The organism is Pseudomonas sp. COR18 (genome assembly GCF_048568395.1).
Lineage (GTDB): Bacteria > Pseudomonadota > Gammaproteobacteria > Pseudomonadales > Pseudomonadaceae > Aquipseudomonas > Aquipseudomonas fuscovaginae_B.
The window spans coordinates 782,957-807,470 of sequence record NZ_CP183808.1 but is presented as its reverse complement, the minus strand read 5'-3'; the positions used below and the strand labels follow the sequence as shown (position 1 = coordinate 807,470).

Below are 24,514 nucleotides of genomic sequence, written 5' to 3'. Positions count from 1 at the left end.
CCCTAGAAAGGGACCCGCCCGAGCAGCATGTCTCGGTACATGACGAAATCGCCCAGCAGGCTGTAGAAAGGATGCTGAAAGGTTGCCGGGCGATTCTTCTCGAAGAAAAAGTGCCCGACCCAGGCGAACCCGTAGCCGGCCAGTGGCAGCAGGGGCAGGAGTGCCCAGGCACCGCGACCGATGATCAGCGCGAGAATGAAGATCACCAGGGTGGTCCCGACGAAATGCAGGCGGCGACAGGTGCTGTCGGCGTGCTCGTTCAGGTAGTACGGGTAAAACTCACTAAAGCTGTTGAATTTCCTGACGTTTTCCATTGAGTACTCTCCGTACTTCTTATTGGCGGCGTTGGGTCGCTCCTTGGGGAGCCTGTTTCAGTCTAGATTTGTGTGGCGGTGACGACCAGTGACAATAGGCGCCACTTTAGTATCCTTGGGCCATCAGTCGTTGTATGCGGCACACCATGTAAAGAACAGGCCATGAGCGAGAGAACCACTTCTGCAAGCTGGGCGATGGGGATTGTCAAGGCGTTGGAAATGGACGGTCTGGATTGCCGGGCCCTCTTCCAGCAACTGGGGCTCGATTACAGCGCACTGGAGGACCCCGATGCACGTTTCCCCCAGGACTCGATGACGCGCCTCTGGCAGCGTGCGGTGGCGCTTTCCGGGAACCCGGCGATCGGCCTGAACATGGGCAAGGTGGTACGTCCGGCGTCTTTCCATGTCGCCGGCTATGCGTTGATGTCCAGCCGGACCCTGGCCGAAGGGTTCATGCGCCTGGTGCGCTACCAGCGGATCATCGCCGAGAGTGCGGACCTGAGTTTTCGCCTGCTGCCTGAAGGTTATGCGCTGATCCTGACCGTCCACGGTGATCATCTGCCGCCAACCCGGCAGAGTGCCGAGGCCTCACTGGCCTGTGCGCTGTCGTTATGCAGTTGGCTGACCGGGCGAGCCCTGCAGCCGCGCAAGGTGCTGCTGCAGGGCTCGCAACCGGAGGATATCAACCCCTACCGCCAGGCGTTCCACGCGCCGCTGGTGTTCGATGCGCCCTATGACGCGCTGATTTTCGAGAAGTCCGACATGGAAGCGCCGTTACCGACGGCCAATGAGGCCATGGCCCAGTTGCACGATCGCTTCGCCGGTGAGTACCTGGCCCGTTTTTCCGAGAGCCGGGTGACACACAAGGCACGGCAGGTGCTGTGCCGGTTGCTGCCCCAGGGCGAGCCCAAGCGCGAGATCGTCGCGCAGACCCTGCACCTGTCCCAGCGTACCCTGCAGCGGCGCCTGCAGGAGGAGGGTACGAGTTTCCAGACGCTGCTCGACGACACCCGCCGCGAGCTGGCCGAGCAGTACCTGGCGCAGCCGCGCATGACCCTGCTGGAGATTGCCTACCTGCTCGGCTTTGCCGACCCGAGCAATTTCTTCCGCGCCTTCCGTCGCTGGTTCGAGGTGACGCCCGGCGAGTACCGGGCGCGGCTGCAGGGCACGGTGGTGCCGATCAGTGACGCCAGAACGCCGGAATACACAGCACGAACACTGTGATGATCTCCAGGCGCCCCAGCAGCATGCCCACCGAGAGGATCCACTTGGCGCCATCCGGCAGGCTGGAGAAGTTGCCTGACGGGCCGATCACCTCGCCCAGGCCCGGGCCGACCCCGGACACGGTACTGGCGGCACCGGTCAGTGCGGTCATCCAGTCCAGGCCGATCAGCGACAGGGCCAGGGCAATGGCGCAGATGGTGATGGCGAAGAAGAAGGAAAAGGTCAGGATCGAGCGGACGATTTCCTCGTCGAGCCGGTGACCGTTGTACTTCTGCTTGATCACCGCCCGCGGGTGGATCAACTGGTTGAGGTTGGCCTTGAGCAGGATATAGGCGACCTGGAACCGGAAGATCTTGATCCCGCCTGCCGTCGACCCTGAGCAGCCGCCGATGAAACCCAGGTAGAAGAACAGCATCAGCGAGAAATTGCCCCACAGGCTGTAGTCGCCCAGGGCGAAGCCGGTGGTGGTGACCACCGAGGTCACGTTCAGCGCCACATGGCGCAGGGCGTCGAGCCAGTGCAGGTCGGTGGTCCACCAGTACCAGGTGCCGAGGACCAGCCAGGTGACCAGCAGCAGCCCCAGCAAACCCTGGACCTGCTGATCCTTGATCAGGGCCTTGCGGTGCCCGCGCAGGGTCGCGACATAGAGGGTGAACGGCAGGCTGCCGAGAATCATCACCACCACTGCGACCCAGTGCACCGCCGGCTGGTGCCATTTGGCCAGGGATTGATCGGAGGTCGAGAAGCCGCCAGTGGAAATCGCCGACATCGAATGGTTGATCGCATCGAACAGGCTCATGCCGGCCCACCAGAAGGCCAGGGCGCCGAGGATGGTGATGCCGACATAGGCGGTGACGATCAGCCGGGCCACCATGTGCGAGCGCGGCATGACCTTCTGCGAGCGGTCCGAGGACTCGGTCTGGAACAGACGCATACCGCCGATGCGCAGCAGCGGCAGGATCGCCACCGCCATGCCGATGAAGCCGATGCCGCCCAGCCAGTGCAGCAGCGAGCGCCAGATCAGGATGCCGGGGGACATGTCGTCCAGGCCGCTGAGCACCGTCGAGCCGGTGGCGGTGATGCCCGACATGCTTTCGAAGAAGGCATCGGCATAGCTGGTGTGCAGGGTCAGCAGGAACGGCAGGGCGGCAAAGACGCACACCACCACCCAGCTCGACACCGTGAGCAGGTACATGTCCCGGGGACGCAGGTGCACCTGTTCCGGGCGCCCGGGGATCACCAGGGCCAGGCCGGCCACGAAGGTGAGGGTGCTGGCCCAGAGGAACGAGGGCAGGTCGCCGGTGCGGTCGAAAATCACCAGGGTCAGCATGGGCACGACCATGCTGATGGCGAGGGTGATCAGGAATATGCCGATGATGAAACCGATGATGCGCAGGGTCGGCAACGCCATGAAATGAGCTCTGGGCAGGGAAAGGCGGTCATTCTACCTGCGGACCTGTCCATGTAAACCGCCAGGGCCTGGGCAGATATGGCTAGAATAGCCGCACATTTTTCCTCAGGAGGTAGCCCATGGAGGCTCTCGACAATTTGCTCAACCGTGTTTCCGCACCGCGCCTGCTCGACCCGGCACCGACGGCGGCCCAGCGCGAAGTGCTGTTCCAGGCGGCCATGCGGGCGCCGGACCACGGCCAATTGCAGCCGTGGCGCTTCCTGACCGTGGAGGGCGCGGCACGTGAGCAGTTGGGCCAACTGCTGGCCGAAGCCGTGCAGGAAAAGGGGGGCGAGGTGACCCAGGCGGCGCTGGACAAGGCCCACGCGATGCCCCTGCGGGCACCGTTGGTGGTGGTCGTGGTGGCGCGCCTGCAGGAGCACTTCAAGGTGCCGAAGTCCGAGCAACTGCTGGCTGCCGGCTGCGCGGCGCACGGCATCCTGCTGGCGGCGCACGCCCAGGGGATCGGCGCGGTCTGGCGCACCGGCGAGCTGTCCTACTCGCGGCATGTGGCCAAGGGCCTGGGCTTGAGCGATGACGAGGAAGTGATCGCGTTCCTCTACCTCGGCACGCCACAGAACGAACTGCGGGCCGCGCCCAAGGTCGACCTGACGCAATTCGTCAGCGCCTGGTCGGCCTGAGGCCTTCAGGCTCTTTCGCTGCAGGAGCCGGGCTTGCCCGCGAAAGGGCCGGCAAAAGCACCCCAAATCCCCCGGCCTTCGCCTCAGGCCGTTGCGGCTCCCGGCTCCAGCGGCAGGTCCAATGTGGCGATAAAACCGCCCTGCGGATGATTGGCCAGGGTCAGGCTGCCGCCGTGGCGTTCCGCCGCCCGCCGGGCAATCGCCAGGCCCAGGCCGTGACCCGCGGCGGTCTGGCCCGGGGCACGGAAGAACGGCTCACCCAACTGCGCCAGGTGCTCGGCTTCGACGCCGGGTCCGTGGTCACGCACGCTGATTTCGATCCGCTCGCCCTGGCGTCGGGCCAGAACCTCGATGGCCTGGCCGTCGGGATTGAAACGCTGGGCGTTGCGCAGCAGGTTGTCCACCGCCCGTTCGATCATGGTCGGCCAGCCTCGCAGGCTTAGCGCCTGCTCGGCCTGCAACTGCACCGGTTGCTGCGGGTTGCCGAGCAGGGTTTCCTGTTGCAGTTCCTGCAGCAACTGATTGAGGTCGATCTGTTCGGCGCTGGCCTGGTCGGCATCGACACGGGCCAGGGCGAGAATTTCACTGATCAGCGCTTCCAGCCGATCGCACTCGCGGGTCAGGCGTGGCCACAGTCGCTCGCGTTCCTCGGGCGACGAGCGCTCCGCCAGGGCCAGGGCGATCTTCAGGCGCGCCAGTGGCGAGCGCAGTTCGTGGGAGACATCGCGCAGCAATTGCCGCTGGCTGCCGATCAGGCTCTGCAGCCGTGCCCCCATCAGGTTGAAGTCCTTGGCCAGCACGCCGAACTCGTCGCGACGCGAGGCCAGCCTGGCCAGGCTGTTCTGTTGGTAGGCGGTCTGGCCGAGGTCATGCACCGCGCCGCGCAGGCGACTGAGCGGGCGGGTGATCGACAGGGTCACCAGCAGGCTGAACAGGGTCAGCACCACCAGCGCGATCCCCAGGGCACTGAGTGGCCAGAGCAGGCTGCCGCGGTGCCAGGCATCCAGTTCCGGGTGCGGGATACGGTAGATCAGCAGGTAGGTGTCGCCGCTTTTCGGACTGGTGTACTCCACCGTCAGCCGGCGCCAGGGCAGGCGTCGATCATCGTTGTGCTGGCGGGCCTCGAAGGCGGCCGCGCGGCGCGGGAAGGTACCGCGTACCACCGGGTCGCCGCTTTCGTTGAGCACCTGGACGTCGATGTGGTACTGCTTCTTGCGTTGTTCGAGGATGTCCTGGGCGGCGTCCTCGCCCTGTTCTTCGTAGGTCTGGGTCCAGTCCTCGGCCAGGGTCGCCAGGCCCGGGTGGCGGCTGAGAATCCAGGCATCCTGGTTGAGCATGTGCCCGAGCAGAATCGACAACCCCGCAACAAGGGCAATGGCCAGCCAGAAGCTGGCCAGGATGCGCCAGAACAGTGAACGCACGGCAAGTCCTCAAATCAATCCGGTGGAAACAGGCAAAGCCCGGCGGCGTTGGCCGTCGGGCGGGTGGCCTGTGTGGCGGATTCGGATACTGGAATCAACCGTACAGGCCACTGTACAGCGGATTATTGCGCCTTTTGCGCGTGCTGTGCTTTCCAGGCCTTGAATTCGGCCCATTCGGCGCGGCGTTCGGCGCGTTTTTTCTGGATATCGTCGAAGGTCTTCTGCTGGTCAGGCTTGAGCAGGGCGCGGATTTCCCCGTCGGTTTTCTGGCGGGCGGCGTCCAGCTCGCCCTGGAATGCCGCCTGGTCGGCTGGCGAGAGCTTGGCCAGGTATTTCTCGGTGAGTTCCTTGCGAGCGTGCATCTGTTCGCCCATCAGCCTGCCGATGGCATGACGCTGTTCGCGGCTCAGGTCCAGTTGGCCGTAGGGGGCTTTCCAGTGAGGCTCGCCGCCATGAGGGCCACCAGGGCCGCCCAGCGGGCCACCACCTTCGGGCATGGCCATGGCAACGGTCGGCAGGGCTGCAGCGAACATCAGGGCGATAAGGGTCTTGCGCATGGTGTTTCTCCTTGTCTCGGTTCCGGTCGGTCCGGGTGAGTACAGATTAAGGAGATCAAGGTCAGCGGCGGTCAGCGGAGGGTAAAGCTTGGGTAAAGAGGTTTTGTGGGGGAGCTGACATTGGAGGTGGATGGCCACCAAAGGCGGTCATCCACCCCTCGCATCAGGGTGCGTAGTAGTACCCGCGACTACGCAGCGCCACAATCCGCGGCCTTCCATCCGGATGCGGGCCGATCTTCTTGCGCAGGTTGCTGACATGCATGTCCAGGCTGCGATCGTAGAGAGTCAGCTTGCGACCGAGGGCGATCTGCGCCAGTTCCTGCTTGTCCAGCGGCTCGCCCGGCTGTTGCAGCAACGCTTCGAGCAGGCGGCTTTCGGAGACGGTGAGGGTAAAGTCCTGCTGATCGATGGTGACCACGCCGCGTACCGGGCTGAAACACAGGTCGCCCAGCTCCAGTTGGCTCGGGGTTGCGGTCGGATGACTGCGGCGCAATACGGCGCGCAGGCGGGCGGTCAGTTCCCGTGGGTCGCAGGGCTTGGCCAGGTAGTCGTCGGCGCCCAGCTCCAGGCCGAGGATGCGGTCCAGCGGCTCGCCCCGGGCCGACAGCATCACCACCGGCAGTTCCGGATGATCGCTGCGCAACTGCTTGAGCAGTTCCAGGCCACTGCCATCGGGCAGCATCACGTCCAGCACCACCGCCGCCGGGGAACTGTCGGCCAGGGCCTTGCGGGCGCTGAGGCCGTCGTGGCAGGCACGTACCTGGAAGCCTTCCTGGCTCAGCCAACTGCTCAGGAGTTCGCACAGCTCCTGGTCATCGTCAATCAGTAACAGGTCGCTCATGAAGTTCTCGATAACAGATCGCCCTCGGGCGCTCTCAATTCAACCATTGCCGACGTTGTCGGCGTCCGCCACTGGCGAAGATACCGCAGAGCAGGGCCAGGAGTGCAACTCCACCGCCGGTGATGAACCATTGCTGCTGGTCGGTCAGCAGGCGCGGAGCCGGGTTGGCCAGCGCTTCCTTGAGTTGCAGCTTGAGGCGTTGGTTCTCCTGGCGCAAGCGGCTCAGTTGGGGGCTTTCGCGTTCGGCATCGGCGCTGGACAGTTGCTTGCCCAGCTCTTCGCGCAAACGCTCGCTTTCCTTCAGGCGCTGCTGCAGATCGTTGATCTGGCTCGCGGCGCTCAGCGACAGCGGTACGGCGTTGCCCGCACTGCCTTCCTCGGCCAGGGCGGTCGCGCCCAGCGACAACGTGATCAATAGCAGACACAACGGACCTTTACGCATCGGAAACTCCTGATTCCAATCGGTATTCAGGATGTTGTCGGCTGTCGGGCGGGAATAATGAGCGATTGCCTGCACGACACCCGGCCAGTGGGGGTCGTGCAGGCCGGTATCACGGCAGGGTCCGGCGGAACGGCTTGACCACGACGTTGTCGTAGACGCCGGCGGCAACGAACGGATCGGCCTCGGCCCAGGCCTGGGCCGCTGCCAGGGAGTCGAACTCGGCGACGATCAGGCTGCCGGTGAAGCCGGCGGCGCCCGGGTCGTTGCTGTCGATGGCCGGGTGCGGGCCGGCCAGGATCACGCGGCCTTCGGCATTGAGCTGCTGCAGCCGCTCAAGGTGCGCCGGGCGTGCCGCCAGGCGTTTTTCCAGGGAATTCTCGACGTCTGTGGCAATGATCGCGTAGAGCATGTCAGTCCTCGGTTTTGGGCGTAGTCGAATCGGCGTCGTGCAGGTGGCGGGACAGGTAGATGCCCTGGCCTACCAGGAACAGCAGGGTCATGCCCAGGCTGCCGAACACCTTGAAGTCGACCCAGTACTGCTGGAAGGTGAAGGCGACGAACAGGTTGGCGGCACCGCAGAACACGAAGAACACGATCCAGGCCAGGTTCAGGCGCAGCCAGATCGGTTCCGGCAGGCTCAGGGCGTGGCCCATGATGCGCTTGATCAGCAGGCGGTCGCCGATGAAATGACTGCCGGCGAAGGCCAGGGCGAACAGCCAGTTGACCACCGGGGCCTTCCACTTGAGGAAGGTTTCACTGTGGAAGGCCAGGGTCAGGCTGCCGAACACCAGGCAGGCGATCAGCGTCAGCCACTGGCTTTTCTCCAACTTGCGCTGTTTGATGAACAGGGCACCGTAGACCACCAGCGAGCTGACGATCAGCACCGCCGTGGCGCTGTAGATGCCACCGACCGTCACGCTGTGGCCGGCGATGTCGATGAGGCGGGGTTCGATTTTGTAGACGATGAAGAACAGGAACAGCGGGATGAAATCGATGAATTGTTTCACAGTGGCAGCCAGAAGCAGGATGTAGCGGCATAATAACAAACATACTTGTCAGCGAAAGCGCCACCCAGAGGTTATTCAGTTCCCGTGGAAATCGACCTGCACTGCCATAGCACGGCCTCCGACGGCGCCCTGGCGCCAGCGGCTCTGGTTGCCCGTGCGCACGAGAGAGGCGTGCGGGTTCTGGCCCTGACCGACCACGACACCCTCGAAGGCCTGGCCGAGGCCCGCGAAGCGGCGCAGGCCCTGGGCATGCAACTGGTCAACGGGGTCGAGCTGTCCTGCACCTGGGGCGGAGCGACCATCCATGTGCTCGGCTACGGCTTCGATGAACAGGCGCCGCCGCTGGTCGAGGCGATTGCCCGCCTGCATGAGGGCCGTTGGCTGCGTTCCGAGGAGATCGCCCGCAAGCTGGCCCTCAAGGGCATGCCCGGTGCCCTGGAAGGCGCGCGGGCGATCCAGCAGGAGTTGGGTGACAGCGGCAACGCCCCGGCGCGCCCGCATTTCGCCGATTTTCTGGTGCGCGCCGGGTTCGTCAAGGACCGCGCCGAGGCCTTTCGCAAATGGCTGGGGGCCGGCAAGCTGGGCGACGTCAAGTTGCACTGGCCGTCCCTGGAGGACACCGTCGGGACCCTGCGCGCCGCCGGTGCCTGGGTCAGCCTGGCGCATCCCTGGCACTACGATTTCACCCGCAGCAAGCGTCGCAAGCTGATTGCCGACTATATTCAAGCGGGAGGCCAGGCAATCGAAGTGGTCAACGGGCACCAGCCGGCCGAGCAGGTCGGCAGCCTGGCGATCCTGGCCCGTGAATTCGGGCTGCTGGTCAGTGCCGGCAGCGACTTTCATGGCCCTGGAGGCTGGTCCGAGATCGGTGAGTACCGCCCGCTTCCCGACGATCTGCCGCCACTCTGGTGTCGGTTCAAACATGACCAGCCATCAACCGCACGCGTCTGAACAGGAAGACAACGTGAGTCAATTTTTCCAGATACATCCGGAAAATCCCCAGGCGCGCCTGATCAAGCAGGCGGTGGAAATCATCCGCAAGGGTGGGGTGGTGATCTACCCGACCGATTCGTCCTATGCGATTGGTTGCCAGATCGGCGACAAGAGCGCGGTCGAGCGCGTGCGCCGGCTGCGGCAACTGGATGACAAGCACAACTTTGCGCTGATCTGTGCCGACCTGTCGCAGCTCGGCCTGTTCGCCAAGGTCGACACCGGCCTGTTCCGCCTGCTCAAGGCGCACACACCGGGGCCCTACACGTTCATCCTGAACGCCACCCGGGAAGTCCCGCGGCTGTTGCTGCACCCGAAAAAGCGCACCATCGGCCTGCGCATCCCCAGCCACCCGATCGCCCTGGCGCTGCTGGCCGAACTGGGAGAGCCGCTGATGAGCGTGAGCCTGATCCTGCCGGATGCAAGCGAGCCGATGGTCGATCCCTACGAGATCCGCCAGGTGCTGGAGCACCAGGTCGACCTGATCATCGACGGCGGTTTTGGCGGCCTCAAGGCGTCCACCGTGATCAACCTGGCCGACGGTGATCCGCAGGTTGTGCGGGTTGGCTGCGGCGACCCGGCACCGTTCATGGTCGAGGCCTGAATGTCCGCCGTTGAAACTGTCGACAGCCAGGCCGGAGCCCAGCAGGAACTGCCATTCGCCATGGTCTATGGCCAGGCGGTCATGGAAATGCCGGTGGACCTGTACATTCCGCCGGATGCCTTGGAAGTTTTCCTCGAAGCCTTCGAAGGCCCGCTGGACCTGCTGCTGTACCTGATCCGCAAGCAGAACATCGATATCCTCGACATTCCGGTGGCGGAAATCACCCGCCAATACATGGGCTACGTCGAACTGATGCAATCGGTGCGCCTGGAACTGGCCGCCGAGTACCTGGTGATGGCGGCCATGCTGGCCGAGATCAAGTCGCGCATGCTGCTGCCGCGTTCTGCCGAGGTCGAGGAGGAGGAAGAGGACCCGCGGGCCGAACTGATTCGTCGGCTGCAGGAGTACGAGCGCTTCAAGAATGCCGCCGAAGGTATCGATGGCCTGAGCCGGGTCGGCCGCGAGATCATCGTGCCGCAACTGGACGCCCCCGAGGCCCGCGCGCGCAAGCTGCTGCCGGATGTCGCCCTGGAAGAGGTGCTGATGTCCATGGCCGAAGTGTTGCGCCGTGGCGACATGTTCGAAAGCCACCAGGTCACGCGTGAGCAGCTGTCGACCCGCGAGCGCATGAGCGATGTGCTCGAACGTCTCAAGGGTGGCGGTTTCGTGCCCTTCGTCGAGCTGTTCAGCGCCGAGGAGGGCAAGCTCGGCGTGGTCGTGACCTTCATGGCGATCCTCGAACTGGTCAAGGAATCCCTGGTCGAGCTGGTGCAGAATGAGCCCTTTGCGGCGATCCATGTGCGTGCCCGCGCCGAATAACGAGCTTAATCAATGAACCTGACTGAACCCCGCGAGCTGGCCCCGCTGCTTGAAGCCTTCCTGTTGGCTTCGGGAAAGCCGCAATCGATGGAACGCCTGTACGAGTTGTTCGAGGAGGGCGAGCGCCCGGAACCGCCGGTTTTCAAGAAAGCCCTGACGATCCTCGCCAAGTCCTGCGAGGGCCGTGCCTTCGAGCTCAAGGAGGTGGCCTCCGGTTACCGCCTGCAGATTCGCGAGAAATTCGCGCCGTGGGTCGGCCGGCTCTGGGAGGAGCGTCCGCAGCGCTATTCGCGGGCGATGCTGGAAACCCTGGCGCTGATCGCCTATCGCCAGCCGATCACCCGTGGCGAGATCGAGGATGTAAGGGGTGTGGCGGTCAACAGTCAGATCGTCAAGACCCTGCTGGAGCGCGAGTGGATCCGCGTCGTCGGCTATCGCGAGGTGCCGGGCAAGCCGGCGATGTTCGCCACCACCAAGGCCTTTCTCGACTATTTCAACCTGAAGAACCTCGACGACCTGCCACCCTTGGCGGAACTGCGCGAGCTGGAACCGGACCCGGTGCTCGACTTCGACGACGCGCCGGTGCCCGAGGGGCTGCAGGCGCTGGCCGATGCCAGTGTCGATCCGGACGCGGAAGACGAGCCGAAGAAGGAGGAGACCAGCTTCCATACCCTGCTGCTGGAGCTGGACTCCATGGAGGAGGGGATCAAGACCGACTTCGACGACCTGCTCCGGGATGGCGAGGCTCCAGCGTCGACGGGGGCGTTTGCGGACGAGCCCGGTTTGTCGTCTCCTGGGGCCTTCGACCTGCCGGAGCGGGAGGAGGAGGCGGAGTCCGGGCTGGATGACGGGTTTGGGGCGGAGCCTGAATCGGAGCCAGACGAAATCGAGGACGAGCCGGAGGAGGACCAGGTCGGTGCCGCCGAAGCCCGCGAGCGTTTGCTGGCTGCGGTTGCCGCGCTGGATGCCGGCAAGTCGGCGCCTGAACCGGCCACCGAACTGAGCGAAGAGGAAGCCGAGGCCCAGGCACTGGCCGAAGCCATCGAGAACGAACGGCGCCAGTGGGAGGATTGAGGTAACCTTGTGTGGGGGGGCCAAGTGTCTTTAGCCCGTCTGCGATGAGCGGTCGGATCGGCTGGTCACGCCATGGCGCCCGGGCATGCCAGGGCACCCGCATGCAGGCCGCCTTCGGCGGTTCGCGGGCAAGCCCGGCTCCTACATGATGCGCAACGTCGAAGATCCGCGTATGATTCTCGGCCCTTCGACGAACCCGTTCGTCCACGACAGTTTTTTATCTCTATCAGGCCAGGCCTGAATCGACACACCGGGAGGTGCCCAGATGAGTGACAACGATCTGCAAGACCAGGACAGCCAACCCATCCGCCCCGCAGGCGAAAAACTGCAGAAGGTCCTCGCCCGTATCGGCGTGGGCTCGCGCCGTGACGTGGAAGGCTGGATCAGCCAGGGCCGGATCAAGGTCAATGGCAGCGAGGCCACCCTCGGCCAACGCGTCGACCTGCACGACGCCATCACCATCGATGGCAAGGTCATCAAGCGCGAAGAGGCCGCGGAGTCGGTGCGCCGGGTGATCATGTACAACAAGCCCGATGGCGAGATCTGCACCCGTGACGACCCGGAAGGCCGTCCGACCGTGTTCGACAAGCTGCCACGGCCGAAAGACGGGCGCTGGATCAACATCGGTCGCCTCGACATCAACACCACCGGCCTGCTGATGTTCACCACCGACGGTGAACTGGCCAACCGCCTGATGCATCCGTCCTACGAGATGGACCGCGAGTACGCGGTACGTGTGCGGGGTGAAGTCGACGACGAAATGATCGAGCGCCTCAAGGCTGGGGTCATGCTCGAGGACGGCCCGGCCAAGTTCACCGACATCCAGCAGGCGCCCGGTGGCGAAGGCTTCAACCACTGGTATCACTGCGTGGTGATGGAAGGCCGCAACCGTGAGGTCCGTCGCCTGTGGGAGTCCCAGGGGCTGGTGGTCAGCCGCCTGAAGCGCGTGCGTTTCGGTCCGGTGTTCCTCAACTCCGACCTGCCGATGGGCCGCTGGCGCGAAATGAGCCAGTCCGAGGTCGATATCCTCAGTGCCGAAGTCGGCCTGACCCCGGTGGCGATGCCGCAACTGAACGCCAAGAGCAAGGACAAGCTGGAGCGCATGCAGCGCAAGTCCTCGCGTCCGATGGCCCGGAGCGAGCGTGTGCGGACCCTGCGTCCGGCGATCGGCGACGCTGCCGAGCGTCCGAGTCGCGAGCCGCAGATCGAAGGCGAGCGTCCGGCACGCAAGCCGTCCCGTCAGGATGGCGAGCGGGCTCCGCGGGCACCGCGCCCGGCTGGCCGTGGTCCGGCGAACCGGGGGACGCCGGTGGCCGAGCGCCCGGCGGACAGCAAGCGCCCGGGCAAGCCGGCGCCGAAGTCCAAGCGCCCGGGCATTGGCCTGGTGGACAACGGCACGCCTTCGGGCAAGCGGCGTGGTGCACCGGCCGGGTCCGGCCAGCGTCCCGGCTTCGGTCGGCGCAAGCCTGAATAAGCCCAAGCGTCTTGAGAAAACGCCAATCGTCCGATTGGCGTTTTTTTTTGCAGATTTTTTCGCTGCGCGAAGTGGAAAATTTTCGTTACGCGTCGTCAGAAAAAATTGACGAGTTATCCGGGCAAACCCCCTGAATTCATTGGCTACGGTGCCCTGTAAGGAATAGTTTCCGAGGCGTCGGGCGATCCTGGTTTTTGCCCAGGCAAGGCCTCTTGTCCGCCGCCAGCGGCGGCGGTCTGATATCCCCATACCTGCCGGTGGTGGTCTGGCGGTGTACAATGCGCGCCGTTTTAACTGTGACCCAACTGCGTACTCGCGCATTTTGTGCTGTCCGGTGGCTGCCTTGCGACGCCCCGAAGGCCAATACCCTCAAGGTTATCCGCCTTGTTCACTCCATCCTGTCACAAGCACGATGGGTTCGATTTCGTCACAGATAAAAACAAACAGGTGACGCATGACTTGTAGCAATCCTCGCAATCACTGCCTTCTGAATACCTGGCGTCCACGCCGCGGCCTGGTGTTTGTCCCCAGGGTTTCGTCTATCGCTTATCGCTGATACCTCGACGCCCACGAACATCATCCAACCTTGCGTGAGACCCTTTCCAATGAGTGGAACCCTTCCTCCTTCGGGCGAGCTGAAACGCGGCCTGAAAAATCGTCATATCCAGCTGATCGCCCTCGGTGGGGCCATTGGTACCGGTCTGTTCCTCGGTTCGGCCGGGGTGCTGAAGTCCGCCGGTCCGTCGATGATCCTCGGCTACGCGATCTGCGGCTTCATCGCCTTCATGATCATGCGCCAACTGGGCGAGATGATCGTCGAAGAGCCGGTCGCCGGCTCCTTCAGCCACTTCGCCCACAAGTACTGGGGCGGTTTCGCCGGATTCCTGTCGGGCTGGAACTGCTGGATCCTGTACATCCTGGTGGGCATGTCGGAGCTGACCGCGGTCGGCAAGTACATCCACTACTGGTGGCCGGACGTGCCGACCTGGGCGTCGGCGGCAGGCTTCTTCGTGCTGATCAACCTGATCAACCTGGCCAACGTGAAGGTCTTCGGTGAGGCCGAGTTCTGGTTCGCGATCATCAAGGTCGCGGCCATCGTCGGCATGATCGCCCTGGGCAGCTACCTGCTCGTCAGTGGCCATGGCGGCGAGCAGGCTGCGCTGAGCAACCTGTGGTCGCACGGCGGGTTCTTCCCCAACGGCGTCAGCGGCCTGGTCATGGCCATGGCGATCATCATGTTCTCCTTCGGTGGCCTGGAGATGCTCGGGTTCACCGCGGCGGAAGCCGACAAGCCGAAGACCGTGATTCCCAAGGCCATCAACCAGGTGATCTACCGGATCCTGATTTTCTATATCGGTGCCCTGGTCGTGCTGCTGTCGCTGACCCCATGGGACAGCCTGCTCACCACCCTCAACGCCTCCGGCGATGCCTACAGTGGCAGCCCGTTCGTCCAGGTGTTCTCGATGCTGGGCAGCAACACCGCGGCGCACATCCTCAACTTCGTGGTCCTGACCGCGGCACTGTCGGTGTACAACAGCGGTACCTACTGCAACAGCCGCATGTTGCTGGGCATGGCCGAGCAGGGCGACGCGCCGAAGCTGCTGGCCCGCATCGACAAGCGTGGGGTGCCGGTGTGGTCGATCCTCGCCTCGGCGCTGGTGACCTTCGTCGCGGTGCTGATGAACTACCTGATCCCGCAGCATGCGCTGGAGCTGTTGATGTCGCTGGTGGTCGCGACCCTGGTGATCAACTGGGCGATGATCAGCTACTCGCACTTCAAGTTCCGCCAGCACATGAATCGCACCCGGCAGGCGCCGCTGTTCAAGGCGCTGTGGTACCCGTACGGCAACTACATCTGTCTGGCGTTCGTGGTGTTCATCCTCGGCATCATGCTGATGATCCCGGGCATCCAGGTCTCGGTGTACGCGATTCCGGTGTGGCTGGTGTTCATGTGGGTCTGCTACGGCATCAAGAACCGTCGCGGTGCCCAGCAGGGCCTGCCGGTTGCAGGCTCCGCCGTGAAGTAGACGGCACCTGTCACCGACAAACCCGGCCCTGTGCCGGGTTTGTCATTTCTGTATCCTGAACGCTCTGATCGCGGACGTCTTTTCCATGCTGGTGATTTCCAACAACGTGCAACTGCCCGACCACGAGATCGAGTGGACGGCGATTCGTGCCCAGGGGGCCGGTGGGCAGAACGTCAACAAGGTCTCCAGCGCGGTGCACCTGCGTTTCGACATTCCGGCCTCGTCGCTGCCGCCGTTCTACAAGGAGCGCCTGCTGGCCCTGAGCGACAGCCGTATCACCGGCGACGGGGTGGTCGTGATCAAGGCCCAGCAATACCGGACCCAGGAGCAGAACCGCGCCGATGCCCTGTTGCGCCTGGTGGAGCTGATCCAGGCGGCGACGAAGGTGGAGAAGAAGCGCCGTCCGACCAAGCCGACCCTGGGCTCGAAAAAGCGCCGCCTGGACAGCAAGTCCCAGCGCGGGGCGATCAAGGCCGGACGCGGCAAGGTGGACTACTGACGCTCTATGTCATTCGTCAAAGTCTTTGGGGCGGCGGTGACTATGCTGGCCCATTCGCGGGCAAGCCCGGCTCCTACAGAATGTGCGGTGTACACAAGACTTTTGGTTGCCGCATGTCCTGTAGGAGCCGGGCTTGCCCGCGAATGGGCCCACAAGCCTTGCACGGAACCCTCCCGCGTCGGGCTCAGGCCTGGTCGCGCTGCTCGCGACGTTTAGGGGCCTGGCGATACAGGTAGAGACTCAGGCCCAGGCCGGAAACCGAGGCCAGCGCGGCGAACAGGAAAATCGAGGCAAAGCCGAAGCCGGCGGCGATCGCGCCGACCAGCGGGCCGGTGATGCCCAGCGACAGGTCGATGAACAGCGAATAGGCGCCCACTGCCGCACCGCGGCTGGAGGCCGGTACCAGGTTGACCGCTTCCACGCCCAGCGCCGGAAACACCAGCGAGAAACCGAACCCGCTCAGCGCCGCGCCGGCCAGTGCCCAGTGGGCATCCGGCGCAACCCACAGCAGCAACAGGCCTAGGGTTTCCACCGACAGGCAGGCAATCGCCACGCGAAAGCCGCCGAGGCGGTTGATCAGGTTGCCGAACAGCAGCCGGGCGCCGATGAAGCTCGCGCCGAACAGGGTCAGACACAGCACGGCGTTGCCCCAATGCCGGGTGGCGTAATATAGGGTGATGAAGGTTGCGATGGTGCCAAAGCCGATGGAGCCCAGTGCCAGCCCGGTGCCATGGGGCAGTACCCGACCGAGGACGTGCAGGAACGGCAGGCGCTCACCGGCGACGATCGGGGCCGCCTGCTTCGGCCAGGCCAGCAGCAGGCCGAGGCTCGCCAGCAGCAGGATGCTGACACCCATGCTCCACAGACCCAACTGGTTGACCAGCCACACCCCCAGCGGCGCACCGACGGCGAGGGCGCCGTAGCTGGCGATGCCGTTCCAGGAAATCACTTTGGCGGTGTTCTGCGCGCCGACCCGGCCGATGCCCCAGCCGATGGAGCCGGAGCCGACCAGGCTCTCGGCGCTGCCGAGGATCAGCCGACCGATGAACAGGCTGGCCAGGCTCAGGGCCGGCACACCCTGGAGGAAGCTCGGCAGCAGCATGAACACCCCGCTCAGGCCGCAGCCGGCCAGGCCGTACATCACCGCGCGCTTGCTGCCCAGGTTGTCGATGATCCGGCTGGCGTAAGGGCGGCTGAGCAGCGTCGCCAGGTACTGCACGCTGATCACCAGGCCGGCGATAACCGCGCCGAAACCCAGCTCACTGTGGACGTAACCTGGCAGTACCGCCAGCGGGATGCCGATGTTCAGGTAACCGATGAAGGTGAACAGGACGATGGAAACGACTTGCAGCGTCACCGCGAGGGGGCGCTGGGAATCTGACGTGGGCAAAGGCTCACCATGGCAGCGAAGGGTAAAGATAGGCTGCTTATGATAACGAGGCTAAGAGAGTTGTAGGGCGTTAAATCGAAAAAAACGTCGGACAGGGCATCAGGATTGCGGCTGTGCCAGCAAGCGGGTGGTCACCAGTGCGGCCAGGGCATTTTCCTGGCTGCCGAAGCGGGCGAGCAGGGCGGCCTGCTTTTCCTCGGACAGGTTGTTCCACAGTGCGATCATCTGTTCGGCGGTGCCGATCAGCAGGTTGGCCTGGGTTTCGTCGAAGGTGTCGGTCACGGTGTGTTCCTGGAGGATGGGTTCTGCCTGGCCGTGTGAAAAAACATCAGCTGGTGGTTTTTCACACGGTCAGTTCTTACAGGCCTCAGTCCTTGCTGTCGGCCTTCAGGCTGTCGGCAGCCTCATGGGTTTCAGGCTGTTCGGCGCTGGCTTGTTGCGGGGTTTTCTGCTCAGTTTCGTGCAGGCTCGGGAAGGGGAAGTTGGGTATTTCGTGCATCGTCGTCACTCCTTGCAAAGTCTGTTTTTAAATCGCTGGGTAGATCCGCGCTTTTAAAAAGCCTGGGCAGGATACAGCACTGCAGGTGACAGAAAGATTTTTTATCTTTCATGCGGCTCGGCCATTCGTCGCCGGGGCATTGAACAAATGCTGCCCGCCAGTGCGCTCCCCCGGGTGGGGGAGCGCATGGGCTTACTTGCAGACGGCCGCGATCGCCTCGGCCAGTGCATCCAGGCGGGTCGCGTCGATGCCGGCGACGTTGGCCCGGCCGGAGCTGACCATGTAGATGCTGTACTCGTCACGCAGCCGCTGTACCTGGCTTGGCGACAGACCGGTGTAGGAGAACATCCCGCGTTGCACACCGATATGGGCGAAGCGTTCCGCCAGGCCATGGGGCGTAAGTGCCTCGACCAGGCCGCTGCGCAGTTGGGCGATGCGCGCACGCATGGCTTCGACTTCCTCGGCCCAGAGTTGTCTCAACTGCGCATCGCCGAGGATGGTCAGCACCACTGCGGCGCCGTGATCCGGCGGGTTGGACCAGAGGTTGCGCGCCACCGCCGCCAGTTGGCTGCGCACATCCAGCAGCTTCTCGGCATTGGCGGTGCAGACCAGCAGCGCGCCGGTACGTTCGCGATACAGGCCGAAGTTCTTCGAGCAGGAACTGGTGATCAGCACTTCCGGCAGTTCCCTGGCGAACAGGCGGACCGCCCAGGCATCCTCCTCGACGCCATCGCCAAAGCCCTGGTAGGCGAAGTCGATCAGTGGCAGCAGCTCGCGCCGGCGAACGACCTCCAGCACCCGCTGCCAGTCGGCATGGGACAGGTCGAAACCGGTCGGGTTGTGGCAGCAGGCGTGTAGCAGCACCACGTCGCCCTTGGGCGCCTGTTCCAGGGCCGCGAGCATGCCGTCGACATTCAGGCGGTTGTCCGCGCCGACGTAGGGGTAGTGGCTGATCTTCAGGCCGGCGGCGTTGAAGATGGTCTCATGGATCGGCCAGGTCGGGTCGCTCAGCCAGATGCCGCGTCCCGGCAGGCACTGGGCGATGAAGTCCGCGCTCAGGCGCAGCGCGCCGGTGCCACCCGGGGTCTGGGTGGCACCGACCCGGCGCTCGGCGATCAGCGGCGAATCCGCGCCCATCACCAGTTCGCACAACAGGCTGCCGAAACGCAGGTCGCCATGGCCGCCGATATAGGACTTGGTCAGTTGCCCGTCCACCAGCTTCTGCTCGGCCAGCTTGACCGACTGCAGGATGGGCGTCAGGCCCTGGGCGTCCTTGTAGACGCCGACACCGAGATCGAACTTGTTCGGGTTCGGGTCCTGGGCATAAGCCTCCAGCAGACCGAGGATCGGGTCGCCGGGTACGCGCGCGATGGCGTTGAAATGCATTATTTAAGGCCCTCGGCGGTTTTGCCGACCTCGTCGGTGCGTGCCGCCATGATGAAATCGTTACGGTGCAGGCCCTTGATGGAGTGGCTCCACCAGGTCACGGTGACTTTGCCCCACTCGGTCAACAGGCCCGGATGATGGCCCTCGGCTTCGGAGATGGCGCCGACGGCATTGGTGAAGGCCAGCGCGAACTGGAAGTTCTTGAAGCGGTAGACCTTCTCCAATTGCATGATGCCGTCGCGAACTTCGATATTCCAGTCCGGAATCTGCCGCAGCAGTACCGGCAGTTCCTCGTCGCTGACCTGTGGGGCATCGGCGCGGCAGGCTTCGCAGTGGGCTTGGGTGAGGGTGGTCATGGTGTATTCCTGTCTGTCGTTCTTGTTCGTTGCACGCCCCTCGGCGATACCGGTCGGTGGCATCGGCGCGAGGGCTCTCGGGAGGTGGCCGAAGGTCGCCGGTCAAGCGGCCTTGGGCGGGAATTTAGGGGCCCGCAGGCCCAGTTGCATGGCTTGTTCGACCAGCCCCATGATGTCCTCGTGGGCCAGGTCGAACAAGCGCTTGAGGTCCGGCAGGGCGAAGTACACCGGCTGCAGGATATCGATGCGATAGGGGGTGCGCATGGCTTCCAGCGGGTCGAACGGCTGGTGTTCGGGTTCGCCGGACAGGCTGTAGACCGTCTCCTTGGGCGAGGAGAGGATGCCGCCGCCGTAGATGCGTCGGCCTTGCGGGGTATCGATCAGGCCGAATTCGATGGTCATCCAATACAGCCGCGCCAGGTACACCCGTTGTTCCTTGGTGGCCTTGAGGCCGAGCTTGCCGTAGGTGTGGGTGAATTCGGCGAACCAGGGATTGGTCAGCAGCGGGCAGTGGCCGAAGATCTCGTGGAAGATGTCCGGTTCCTGCAGGTAGTCCAGCTCCTCTTCGGTGCGAATGAAGGTCGCTACCGGAAACTGCTTGTTGGCCAGCAGTTCGAAGAAGGTCTGGAAGGGAATCAGCGCCGGCACCCGGGCCACCTGCCAGCCGGTGGTCGCGGCCAGTACGGCGTTGATTTCGCCCAGTTGTGGAATCCGGTCATGGGGCAGGCCGAGCTTTTCGATACCGTCCAGGTATTCCTGGCAGGCACGACCCTCGATCACTTTCATCTGCCGGGTGATCAGGGTGTTCCACACCGCGTGCTCGGCGGCCGGGTAGTCGATAAACCCTTGCGCATCGGGCTCGCGAGCCACGTATTGCGTCTGCTTCATACAGCTCTCCTGCTAGAGGGATCGTTCTTGTTATGTCCAGCGTTGTGCCTAAGTGTTGATCCGCCATGGTCGCGAATGCACCCGGCTGGCCGGTATAGGAAGTGGCGCAGGTGGGCTTTTTCCGTAAAGTAATCGTTACAAATGTCGCGTTGTGCCCGGTGGTCGGCATTTTTCCTGGGTGGTTTTGTTGATCGGTGTCACGTAATCTTTACGAAAAACTGCGGCGCCACCCAAAAAGTTCTCGGATCGATCCCGCCAGACCCGTCTGGGTGGAGGTTTCGTTCCCGTCGAGCAGTCCTGATCACCTTCCCGGGCTTTTTTCATGCGTATCAAAGTGCACTGCCAGAACCGCATCGGCATCCTTCGCGACATCCTCAACCTGCTGGTGGATTACGGCATCAACGTGGCCCGGGGCGAGGTCGGCGGCGACCAGGGCAATGCGATCTACCTGCATTGTCCCAACCTGATCAATCTGCAGTTCCAGGCGCTGCGGCCGCGGTTCGAGACCATCGCCGGGGTCTTCGGCGTGAAACGGGTCGGGCTGATGCCCAGCGAGCGTCGGCACATGGAGCTCAATGCCTTGCTGGGCGCGCTGGAGTTTCCGGTGTTGTCCATCGATATGGGCGGTTGCATCGTCGCGGCGAACCGAGCGGCGGCACAGTTGCTCGGGGTGCGGGTCGACGAGGTGCCGGGGATTGCCCTGTCCCGCTATGCGCCGGATTTCGACCTGCCGGAACTGGTGCGCAGCAACAAGTCGCGGATCAATGGCTTGCGGGTCAAGGTCAAGGGTGACGTGTTTCTGGCGGATATCGCCCCGTTGCAGCCCGAGCACGAGGACAGCGAAGCCATGGCCGGCGCGGTTTTGACGCTGCACCGGGCCGACCAGGTCGGCGAACGGATCTACAACGTGCGCAAGCAGGAGCTACGCGGGTTCGACAGCATCTTCCAGAGTTCACGGGTGATGGCGGCGGTGGTCCGCGAGGCCCGGCGCATGGCACCCCTGGATGCGCCGCTGCTGATCGAGGGCGAAACCGGCACCGGCAAGGAGTTGCTGGCGCGTGCCTGCCACCTGGCCAGTCCGCGTGGTCAGGCGCCCTTGATGGCGCTCAACTGTGCCGGCCTGCCGGAGTCGATGGCCGAGACCGAACTGTTCGGTTACGGTCCCGGCGCGTTCGAGGGGGCGCGGGCCGAGGGCAAGCTCGGCCTGCTGGAACTCACGGCGGGCGGTACGCTGTTTCTTGACGGTGTGGGGGAGATGAGCCCGCGGCTGCAGGCCAAGCTGCTGCGCTTTCTGCAGGATGGTGGCTTCCGTCGGGTCGGCAGCGACGAGGAGGTCTACCTCGACGTGCGGGTGATCTGCGCGACCCAGGTCGATCTGTCGGAGCTGTGCGCCCGCGGCGAGTTTCGCCAGGACCTGTATCACCGCCTCAATGTGCTGTCGCTGCATATTCCGCCGTTGCGCGAATGCCTGGATGGCCTGACGCCGCTGGTGGAGCATTTCCTTGACCAGGCCAGCCGGCAGATCGGTTGCCCGTTGCCGAAGCTGGCGCCGGCGGCGATGGAGCGGCTGAGCCATTACCACTGGCCGGGCAATGTCCGCCAACTGGAAAACGTGCTGTTCCAGGCGGTGTCGTTGTGCGATGGCGGCCTGGTCAAGGCCGAGCATATCCGCCTGCCGGACTACGGCGTTCGCCAGCCACTGGGGGATTTTTCCCTGGAGGGCGGGTTGGACGAGATCGTCGGGCGGTTCGAGAAGGCGGTGCTGGAACGGCTGTATTCGGAACATCCGAGCAGCCGGTCGCTGGGCAAGCGCCTGGGGGTTTCCCATACCACCATTGCCAACAAGCTCAAGGCCTACGAGGTGCTCAAGGAGGAGTAGCTGGGAATTTCTGCAGGAGCCGGCAAGCCGGTTTCCACGAGGCCCTGATGCGACGCATCAGGGCCGGTGTCACTCAGATGTGGAAGTAACCCACGCACGAGTCGAACGGCAGGCGCTTGAGTTCGATCTTGTTCATGTCGAACACTTCGCGCAGGGCCTTGGTTTCGCCCGGGAAGTTGCGGTAGGCGACTTCGTCGAGGACCACGATGGCGCCCTTGGGCATGTACGGCAGGAAGGTTTCCAGGGCGACCTTGGTCGGCTCGTACAGGTCGGTATCGAGGATCAGCATCGCCACGACCAGGTCCGGACGGCTCTTGACGAACTCCGGCACGGTCTTGCAGATGTCGCCCTTGACCAGTTCGCAACGCGGGATGCGGTTGACCGGGCGCAGCAGGTCGTTGGCGTCGATCATCTCCTGGATCAGCGACTGGTCGGTGTCGGAGAACATGTTCTCGTTGATGTCGGACGGATCCTCGTCCTTGTTGATGCTGGTGAAGCCTTCGAAGGTATCGAAACCGACGATCGAACGGTTGATCGCGTAGGGTTCCAGGATCATCGACAGGTGCATGTAGAGCATCAGCGAGTTGCCCTTGTACACGCCGCACTCGATGATCGCGCCCGGTACGTCCATGACCTTCTTGAACAGTTCCATGCGCGACAGCGCGGCGGTCACGTTGATGCGGTTGGCGAACACGAAGGGCGCATCGGCCACGTACTCGGCGTCGACCCGCTTGAGGACGCCGGCGCGGGTTTCGTTGTACTGGGCTTCGGCAGGCGTGATACGGCGCTTGGTCATTGTTGTATTCCTTGGAAGTTCGAGAAGTCGTGGGCGTGGAAGTAGTCTTTGAAACCGGCACCGACATCCGGGCAGGCACTGTCGACGTTGGGCGCGCCGCGCTTGTGCCGCAGGTCGTCTAGGTGCATCAGGCGGAAGTCGACGCTGAAGCGGGTCTGTTCGGTGTAGTTGGGTACGGTGCCGTGCAGGTGCGAACCGGAAAAGGTCAGTATCTCTCCGGTGTTGCCGGCGATACGTATTTCCGAGGAGGCATCGATGTCACCCAGCGGTACCGGATGCATGCGCACCTCCTCGGTCAGGTTCTCCTTGGCCTTGTGGCGCTGGTTGTTGATCCAGTCATCCAGGCTCCAGTCCTTCGAGGTGTTCTGCACCGGTTTGTCGAAGTAGGCGGGGTTGATCATCATGGTCTGGTCCGGCCTGATCGTGTAGACCGGCATCCAGGTATTGATCTGGCAGTCCACGCCGCCGTACCAGGTGTCGCGATGCGGTTTGTAGGCATAGCTGACGCCGGCGTGCAGGTAGTTGTAGTGGGGCACGACGCGCAGGCGCGGTACGTCGAAGATGTATTCGCGCGGATCGAGGCCGATTTCATGCACGAAGCCCTGGATCAGATCCTTGACGCGCTGGCTGTTGGTGAACTGACCCTTGAGGCGGGTCACCCGGGCGACGAACTCCTCGACCGGCATCATCTTGTGCAGGGACGGGTGATCGGTTTCACCGTCGAAGGCCACCGTGATGCTCTCCTGGGCGAAGGCGCACAGCTGCCTGGCCGTCTCCAGGTTGGTATCCAGGAATACCGCTCCCGAATAGATCGCGTCTCTGAAGTCGGCCTTTTTCTGCAACTGGTTGATGTACAGGTTCACGTTAGCCCTCCTGAATGCTTTGGCTGATTTAGGTGTCGGCCGTACCTCGACAAACTGAAATCAGTCATTTGCCGGCTTGTCTTGCAAGGTCCGTTCCCGAACCTGGGAGGGGCGGGTGCCGTGTAAGCCGACCGATACTTGCCGCTGGCGGCATGACTCCGCCGTTTTTTCGTCTCTGTCCGGCGGCCTCGAAAGCTCTCCATTGTCCGTTTGGGCCCGTCCGGCCTGGGCTTTGCCGGTCTTGTAGCAATGTTGGTGCAGAAATTGCTAAGCCTCTCGCCGTACAGCGGTGGGCGGCAAACGTCCGTCAGCAAGAGGAAAGACTGTGGACAAGTACCTTTACGTGGCAATGACCGGCGCCAGCCAGAACGCCCTGGCGCAAAAGGCGCATGCCAACAATCTGGCGAACATCTCTACCAGCGGCTTTCAGCGTGACCTGGAACAGGCCCGTTCGATGCCGGTGTTCGGTGACGTCTTTCCGGCGCGTGCGTTTGCCATGAGCGAGCGGCCGGCAACCGATTTCTCGCCGGGCGCGATGCAGGAAACCGGGCGCGATCTCGACGTGGCCGTGGGCGGCGACGGTTGGATGGCGGTGCAGACCCCGGACGGTGGCGAAGCCTATGTGCGTACCGCAAGCATGAATATTGACGCGCTCGGTGTGCTGCGTGCCGGCAACGGCATGCCGGTGATCGGCAACGCCGGCCCGATCGCCGTGCCGCCCGAGTCGAAGATCGAAGTGGGCCAGGACGGCACCATCAGCATCCGCTCGATGGGCGAGGGGCCACGCGTGGTGGCCGTGGTCGACCGCATCAAACTGGTCAAGCCCGACCTCAAGAACATGACCAAGGGCCTGGACGGCATGATCCACACCAAGGATGGGCAGCCGGCGGCCGTCGATGCCAGCGTCAAGCTGGAGTCGGGTTTCCTCGAGGCGAGCAACGTCAATGCCGTCGAAGAGATGACCGCGGTGCTGGCCCTGTCCAAGCAGTTCGAACTGCACATCAAGATGATGAACACCGCGAAAGACGATGACCAGGCAATGGCTCGGGTCTTGCAGATCAGCTAATCACCAC

At 63.7% G+C, this 24,514-nt stretch carries 27 protein-coding genes; 11 read left to right on the top strand and 16 right to left on the bottom strand.

The window, feature by feature from the left end:
- Positions 1–2: 2 nt before the first annotated feature.
- Positions 3–314, bottom strand: a complete 312-nt coding sequence (locus tag ACM62G_RS03695) for a DUF962 domain-containing protein (RefSeq protein WP_054061177.1) — start codon at positions 312–314, stop codon at positions 3–5.
- Positions 315–476: 162 nt separating this feature from the next.
- On the opposite strand from ACM62G_RS03695, the gene ACM62G_RS03690 reads away from it, so the two are divergent.
- Positions 477–1,538 (top strand): AraC family transcriptional regulator, encoded by a 1,062-nt coding sequence (locus ACM62G_RS03690; protein WP_273819326.1) that lies wholly within the window; start codon positions 477–479, stop codon positions 1,536–1,538.
- On the opposite strand, the gene ACM62G_RS03685 is transcribed toward ACM62G_RS03690, so the two are convergent.
- Complete coding sequence (locus tag ACM62G_RS03685; protein WP_273819327.1) at positions 1,495–2,949, bottom strand: TrkH family potassium uptake protein; 1,455 nt, start codon at positions 2,947–2,949, stop codon at positions 1,495–1,497. The genes ACM62G_RS03690 and ACM62G_RS03685 overlap by 44 nt on opposite strands.
- Positions 2,950–3,068: 119 nt before the next feature.
- Here ACM62G_RS03685 and ACM62G_RS03680 point away from each other — a divergent pair, with 119 nt between their 5' ends.
- Positions 3,069–3,629 (top strand): NAD(P)H nitroreductase, encoded by a 561-nt coding sequence (locus ACM62G_RS03680; protein WP_054064053.1) that lies wholly within the window; start codon positions 3,069–3,071, stop codon positions 3,627–3,629.
- A gap of 83 nt (positions 3,630–3,712) precedes the next feature.
- On the opposite strand, the gene ACM62G_RS03675 is transcribed toward ACM62G_RS03680, so the two are convergent.
- The 6 genes from ACM62G_RS03675 to ACM62G_RS03650 form a co-directional block, all read right to left on the bottom strand.
- Positions 3,713–5,050 carry an ATP-binding protein gene (locus tag ACM62G_RS03675; protein WP_419736707.1) on the bottom strand — a complete coding sequence of 446 codons (1,338 nt, stop codon included), beginning with the start codon at positions 5,048–5,050 and terminating at the stop codon, positions 3,713–3,715.
- 122 nt (positions 5,051–5,172) lie between these two features.
- Positions 5,173–5,607 carry an LTXXQ domain protein gene (locus tag ACM62G_RS03670; RefSeq protein ID WP_419736706.1) on the bottom strand — a complete coding sequence of 145 codons (435 nt, stop codon included), beginning with the start codon at positions 5,605–5,607 and terminating at the stop codon, positions 5,173–5,175.
- A gap of 163 nt (positions 5,608–5,770) precedes the next feature.
- On the bottom strand, positions 5,771–6,448 hold the full coding sequence (locus tag ACM62G_RS03665; RefSeq protein WP_054057598.1) for a response regulator transcription factor: 678 nt from the start codon (positions 6,446–6,448) through the stop codon (positions 5,771–5,773).
- Positions 6,449–6,482: 34 nt separating this feature from the next.
- Positions 6,483–6,890: a translation initiation factor 2 gene (locus ACM62G_RS03660; protein ID WP_273819329.1), complete on the bottom strand. Its 408-nt coding sequence runs from the start codon at positions 6,888–6,890 to the stop codon at positions 6,483–6,485.
- A 109-nt stretch (positions 6,891–6,999) separates the two neighbouring features.
- Entirely contained in the window at positions 7,000–7,299 is a 300-nt protein-coding gene (locus tag ACM62G_RS03655) for a YciI family protein (RefSeq protein WP_054057596.1), read from the bottom strand.
- Between the two features lies 1 nt (position 7,300).
- Positions 7,301–7,897 (bottom strand): septation protein A, encoded by a 597-nt coding sequence (locus tag ACM62G_RS03650; protein ID WP_054057595.1) that lies wholly within the window; start codon positions 7,895–7,897, stop codon positions 7,301–7,303.
- A gap of 84 nt (positions 7,898–7,981) precedes the next feature.
- On the opposite strand from ACM62G_RS03650, the gene ACM62G_RS03645 reads away from it, so the two are divergent.
- The 7 genes from ACM62G_RS03645 (at position 7,982) to arfB (ending at position 15,384) form a co-directional block, all read left to right on the top strand.
- Entirely contained in the window at positions 7,982–8,848 is an 867-nt protein-coding gene (locus ACM62G_RS03645; RefSeq protein ID WP_054064055.1) for a PHP domain-containing protein, read from the top strand.
- Between the two features lie 13 nt (positions 8,849–8,861).
- Positions 8,862–9,491, top strand: coding sequence for an L-threonylcarbamoyladenylate synthase (locus ACM62G_RS03640; protein WP_054057593.1), 630 nt, complete (start codon positions 8,862–8,864; stop codon positions 9,489–9,491).
- Between the two features lie 120 nt (positions 9,492–9,611).
- On the top strand, positions 9,612–10,310 hold the full coding sequence (locus ACM62G_RS03635) for a segregation and condensation protein A (RefSeq protein ID WP_192842678.1): 699 nt from the start codon (positions 9,612–9,614) through the stop codon (positions 10,308–10,310).
- 12 nt (positions 10,311–10,322) lie between these two features.
- On the top strand, positions 10,323–11,384 hold the full coding sequence (gene scpB, locus ACM62G_RS03630) for an SMC-Scp complex subunit ScpB (RefSeq protein ID WP_273819330.1): 1,062 nt from the start codon (positions 10,323–10,325) through the stop codon (positions 11,382–11,384).
- 265 nt (positions 11,385–11,649) lie between these two features.
- Positions 11,650–12,858, top strand: coding sequence for a 23S rRNA pseudouridine(2605) synthase RluB (gene rluB, locus ACM62G_RS03625; protein WP_054064058.1), 1,209 nt, complete (start codon positions 11,650–11,652; stop codon positions 12,856–12,858).
- A 605-nt stretch (positions 12,859–13,463) separates the two neighbouring features.
- The gene (locus ACM62G_RS03620) at positions 13,464–14,885 is read left to right on the top strand and encodes an amino acid permease (protein WP_054061195.1); all 1,422 of its coding nucleotides are present in this window, start codon (positions 13,464–13,466) and stop codon (positions 14,883–14,885) included.
- 85 nt (positions 14,886–14,970) lie between these two features.
- The gene (gene arfB, locus ACM62G_RS03615) at positions 14,971–15,384 is read left to right on the top strand and encodes an alternative ribosome rescue aminoacyl-tRNA hydrolase ArfB (RefSeq protein WP_054061196.1); all 414 of its coding nucleotides are present in this window, start codon (positions 14,971–14,973) and stop codon (positions 15,382–15,384) included.
- A 184-nt stretch (positions 15,385–15,568) separates the two neighbouring features.
- Here arfB and ACM62G_RS03610 read toward each other — a convergent pair whose 3' ends face one another.
- The 6 genes from ACM62G_RS03610 to phhA all read right to left on the bottom strand — a co-directional run bounded on the left by ACM62G_RS03610 (position 15,569) and on the right by phhA (position 19,903).
- Positions 15,569–16,774, bottom strand: coding sequence for an MFS transporter (locus ACM62G_RS03610; RefSeq protein ID WP_081006113.1), 1,206 nt, complete (start codon positions 16,772–16,774; stop codon positions 15,569–15,571).
- A 99-nt stretch (positions 16,775–16,873) separates the two neighbouring features.
- The gene (locus ACM62G_RS03605; RefSeq protein ID WP_054061197.1) at positions 16,874–17,056 is read right to left on the bottom strand and encodes a hypothetical protein; all 183 of its coding nucleotides are present in this window, start codon (positions 17,054–17,056) and stop codon (positions 16,874–16,876) included.
- 85 nt (positions 17,057–17,141) lie between these two features.
- Positions 17,142–17,273 (bottom strand): hypothetical protein, encoded by a 132-nt coding sequence (locus ACM62G_RS03600; protein ID WP_275044058.1) that lies wholly within the window; start codon positions 17,271–17,273, stop codon positions 17,142–17,144.
- A 192-nt stretch (positions 17,274–17,465) separates the two neighbouring features.
- Positions 17,466–18,659: an amino acid aminotransferase gene (locus ACM62G_RS03595; protein WP_054064059.1), complete on the bottom strand. Its 1,194-nt coding sequence runs from the start codon at positions 18,657–18,659 to the stop codon at positions 17,466–17,468.
- Entirely contained in the window at positions 18,659–19,015 is a 357-nt protein-coding gene (locus ACM62G_RS03590) for a 4a-hydroxytetrahydrobiopterin dehydratase (RefSeq protein ID WP_017903286.1), read from the bottom strand. Before ACM62G_RS03590 ends, ACM62G_RS03595 begins: the two co-directional genes overlap by 1 nt.
- A 102-nt stretch (positions 19,016–19,117) precedes the next feature.
- The gene (gene phhA, locus ACM62G_RS03585) at positions 19,118–19,903 is read right to left on the bottom strand and encodes a phenylalanine 4-monooxygenase (protein WP_419736705.1); all 786 of its coding nucleotides are present in this window, start codon (positions 19,901–19,903) and stop codon (positions 19,118–19,120) included.
- Between the two features lie 322 nt (positions 19,904–20,225).
- Between phhA and ACM62G_RS03580 the strand changes: the two genes are divergently transcribed.
- Positions 20,226–21,782 (top strand): sigma-54-dependent transcriptional regulator, encoded by a 1,557-nt coding sequence (locus ACM62G_RS03580; protein WP_054061201.1) that lies wholly within the window; start codon positions 20,226–20,228, stop codon positions 21,780–21,782.
- 73 nt (positions 21,783–21,855) lie between these two features.
- Here ACM62G_RS03580 and ACM62G_RS03575 read toward each other — a convergent pair whose 3' ends face one another.
- Both ACM62G_RS03575 and ACM62G_RS03570 read right to left on the bottom strand, forming a co-directional pair.
- The gene (locus ACM62G_RS03575; RefSeq protein WP_054061202.1) at positions 21,856–22,578 is read right to left on the bottom strand and encodes a TylF/MycF/NovP-related O-methyltransferase; all 723 of its coding nucleotides are present in this window, start codon (positions 22,576–22,578) and stop codon (positions 21,856–21,858) included.
- Positions 22,575–23,441, bottom strand: coding sequence for a hypothetical protein (locus ACM62G_RS03570; RefSeq protein ID WP_419736704.1), 867 nt, complete (start codon positions 23,439–23,441; stop codon positions 22,575–22,577). Before ACM62G_RS03570 ends, ACM62G_RS03575 begins: the two co-directional genes overlap by 4 nt.
- Before the next feature lie 325 nt (positions 23,442–23,766).
- On the opposite strand from ACM62G_RS03570, the gene ACM62G_RS03565 reads away from it, so the two are divergent.
- Positions 23,767–24,507, top strand: a complete 741-nt coding sequence (locus ACM62G_RS03565) for a flagellar basal body rod protein FlgF (protein WP_054061204.1) — start codon at positions 23,767–23,769, stop codon at positions 24,505–24,507.
- Positions 24,508–24,514: the final 7 nt, after the last annotated feature.

Coding starts and splice junctions, on each gene's coding strand:
- ACM62G_RS03655 (WP_054057596.1), bottom strand. CDS start 7,299: ATGCTCTACGCGATCATTGCCACAGACGTCGAGAATTCCCTGGAAAAA.
- ACM62G_RS03600 (WP_275044058.1), bottom strand. CDS start 17,273: ATGCACGAAATACCCAACTTCCCCTTCCCGAGCCTGCACGAAACTGAG.
- ACM62G_RS03690 (WP_273819326.1), top strand. CDS start 477: ATGAGCGAGAGAACCACTTCTGCAAGCTGGGCGATGGGGATTGTCAAG.
- ACM62G_RS03575 (WP_054061202.1), bottom strand. CDS start 22,578: ATGACCAAGCGCCGTATCACGCCTGCCGAAGCCCAGTACAACGAAACC.
- rluB (WP_054064058.1), top strand. CDS start 11,650: ATGAGTGACAACGATCTGCAAGACCAGGACAGCCAACCCATCCGCCCC.
- phhA (WP_419736705.1), bottom strand. CDS start 19,903: ATGAAGCAGACGCAATACGTGGCTCGCGAGCCCGATGCGCAAGGGTTT.
- ACM62G_RS03580 (WP_054061201.1), top strand. CDS start 20,226: ATGCGTATCAAAGTGCACTGCCAGAACCGCATCGGCATCCTTCGCGAC.
- scpB (WP_273819330.1), top strand. CDS start 10,323: ATGAACCTGACTGAACCCCGCGAGCTGGCCCCGCTGCTTGAAGCCTTC.
- ACM62G_RS03620 (WP_054061195.1), top strand. CDS start 13,464: ATGAGTGGAACCCTTCCTCCTTCGGGCGAGCTGAAACGCGGCCTGAAA.
- arfB (WP_054061196.1), top strand. CDS start 14,971: ATGCTGGTGATTTCCAACAACGTGCAACTGCCCGACCACGAGATCGAG.
- ACM62G_RS03590 (WP_017903286.1), bottom strand. CDS start 19,015: ATGACCACCCTCACCCAAGCCCACTGCGAAGCCTGCCGCGCCGATGCC.
- ACM62G_RS03665 (WP_054057598.1), bottom strand. CDS start 6,448: ATGAGCGACCTGTTACTGATTGACGATGACCAGGAGCTGTGCGAACTC.
- ACM62G_RS03670 (WP_419736706.1), bottom strand. CDS start 5,607: ATGCGCAAGACCCTTATCGCCCTGATGTTCGCTGCAGCCCTGCCGACC.
- ACM62G_RS03680 (WP_054064053.1), top strand. CDS start 3,069: ATGGAGGCTCTCGACAATTTGCTCAACCGTGTTTCCGCACCGCGCCTG.
- ACM62G_RS03595 (WP_054064059.1), bottom strand. CDS start 18,659: ATGCATTTCAACGCCATCGCGCGCGTACCCGGCGACCCGATCCTCGGT.
- ACM62G_RS03685 (WP_273819327.1), bottom strand. CDS start 2,949: ATGGCGTTGCCGACCCTGCGCATCATCGGTTTCATCATCGGCATATTC.
- ACM62G_RS03660 (WP_273819329.1), bottom strand. CDS start 6,890: ATGCGTAAAGGTCCGTTGTGTCTGCTATTGATCACGTTGTCGCTGGGC.
- ACM62G_RS03695 (WP_054061177.1), bottom strand. CDS start 314: ATGGAAAACGTCAGGAAATTCAACAGCTTTAGTGAGTTTTACCCGTAC.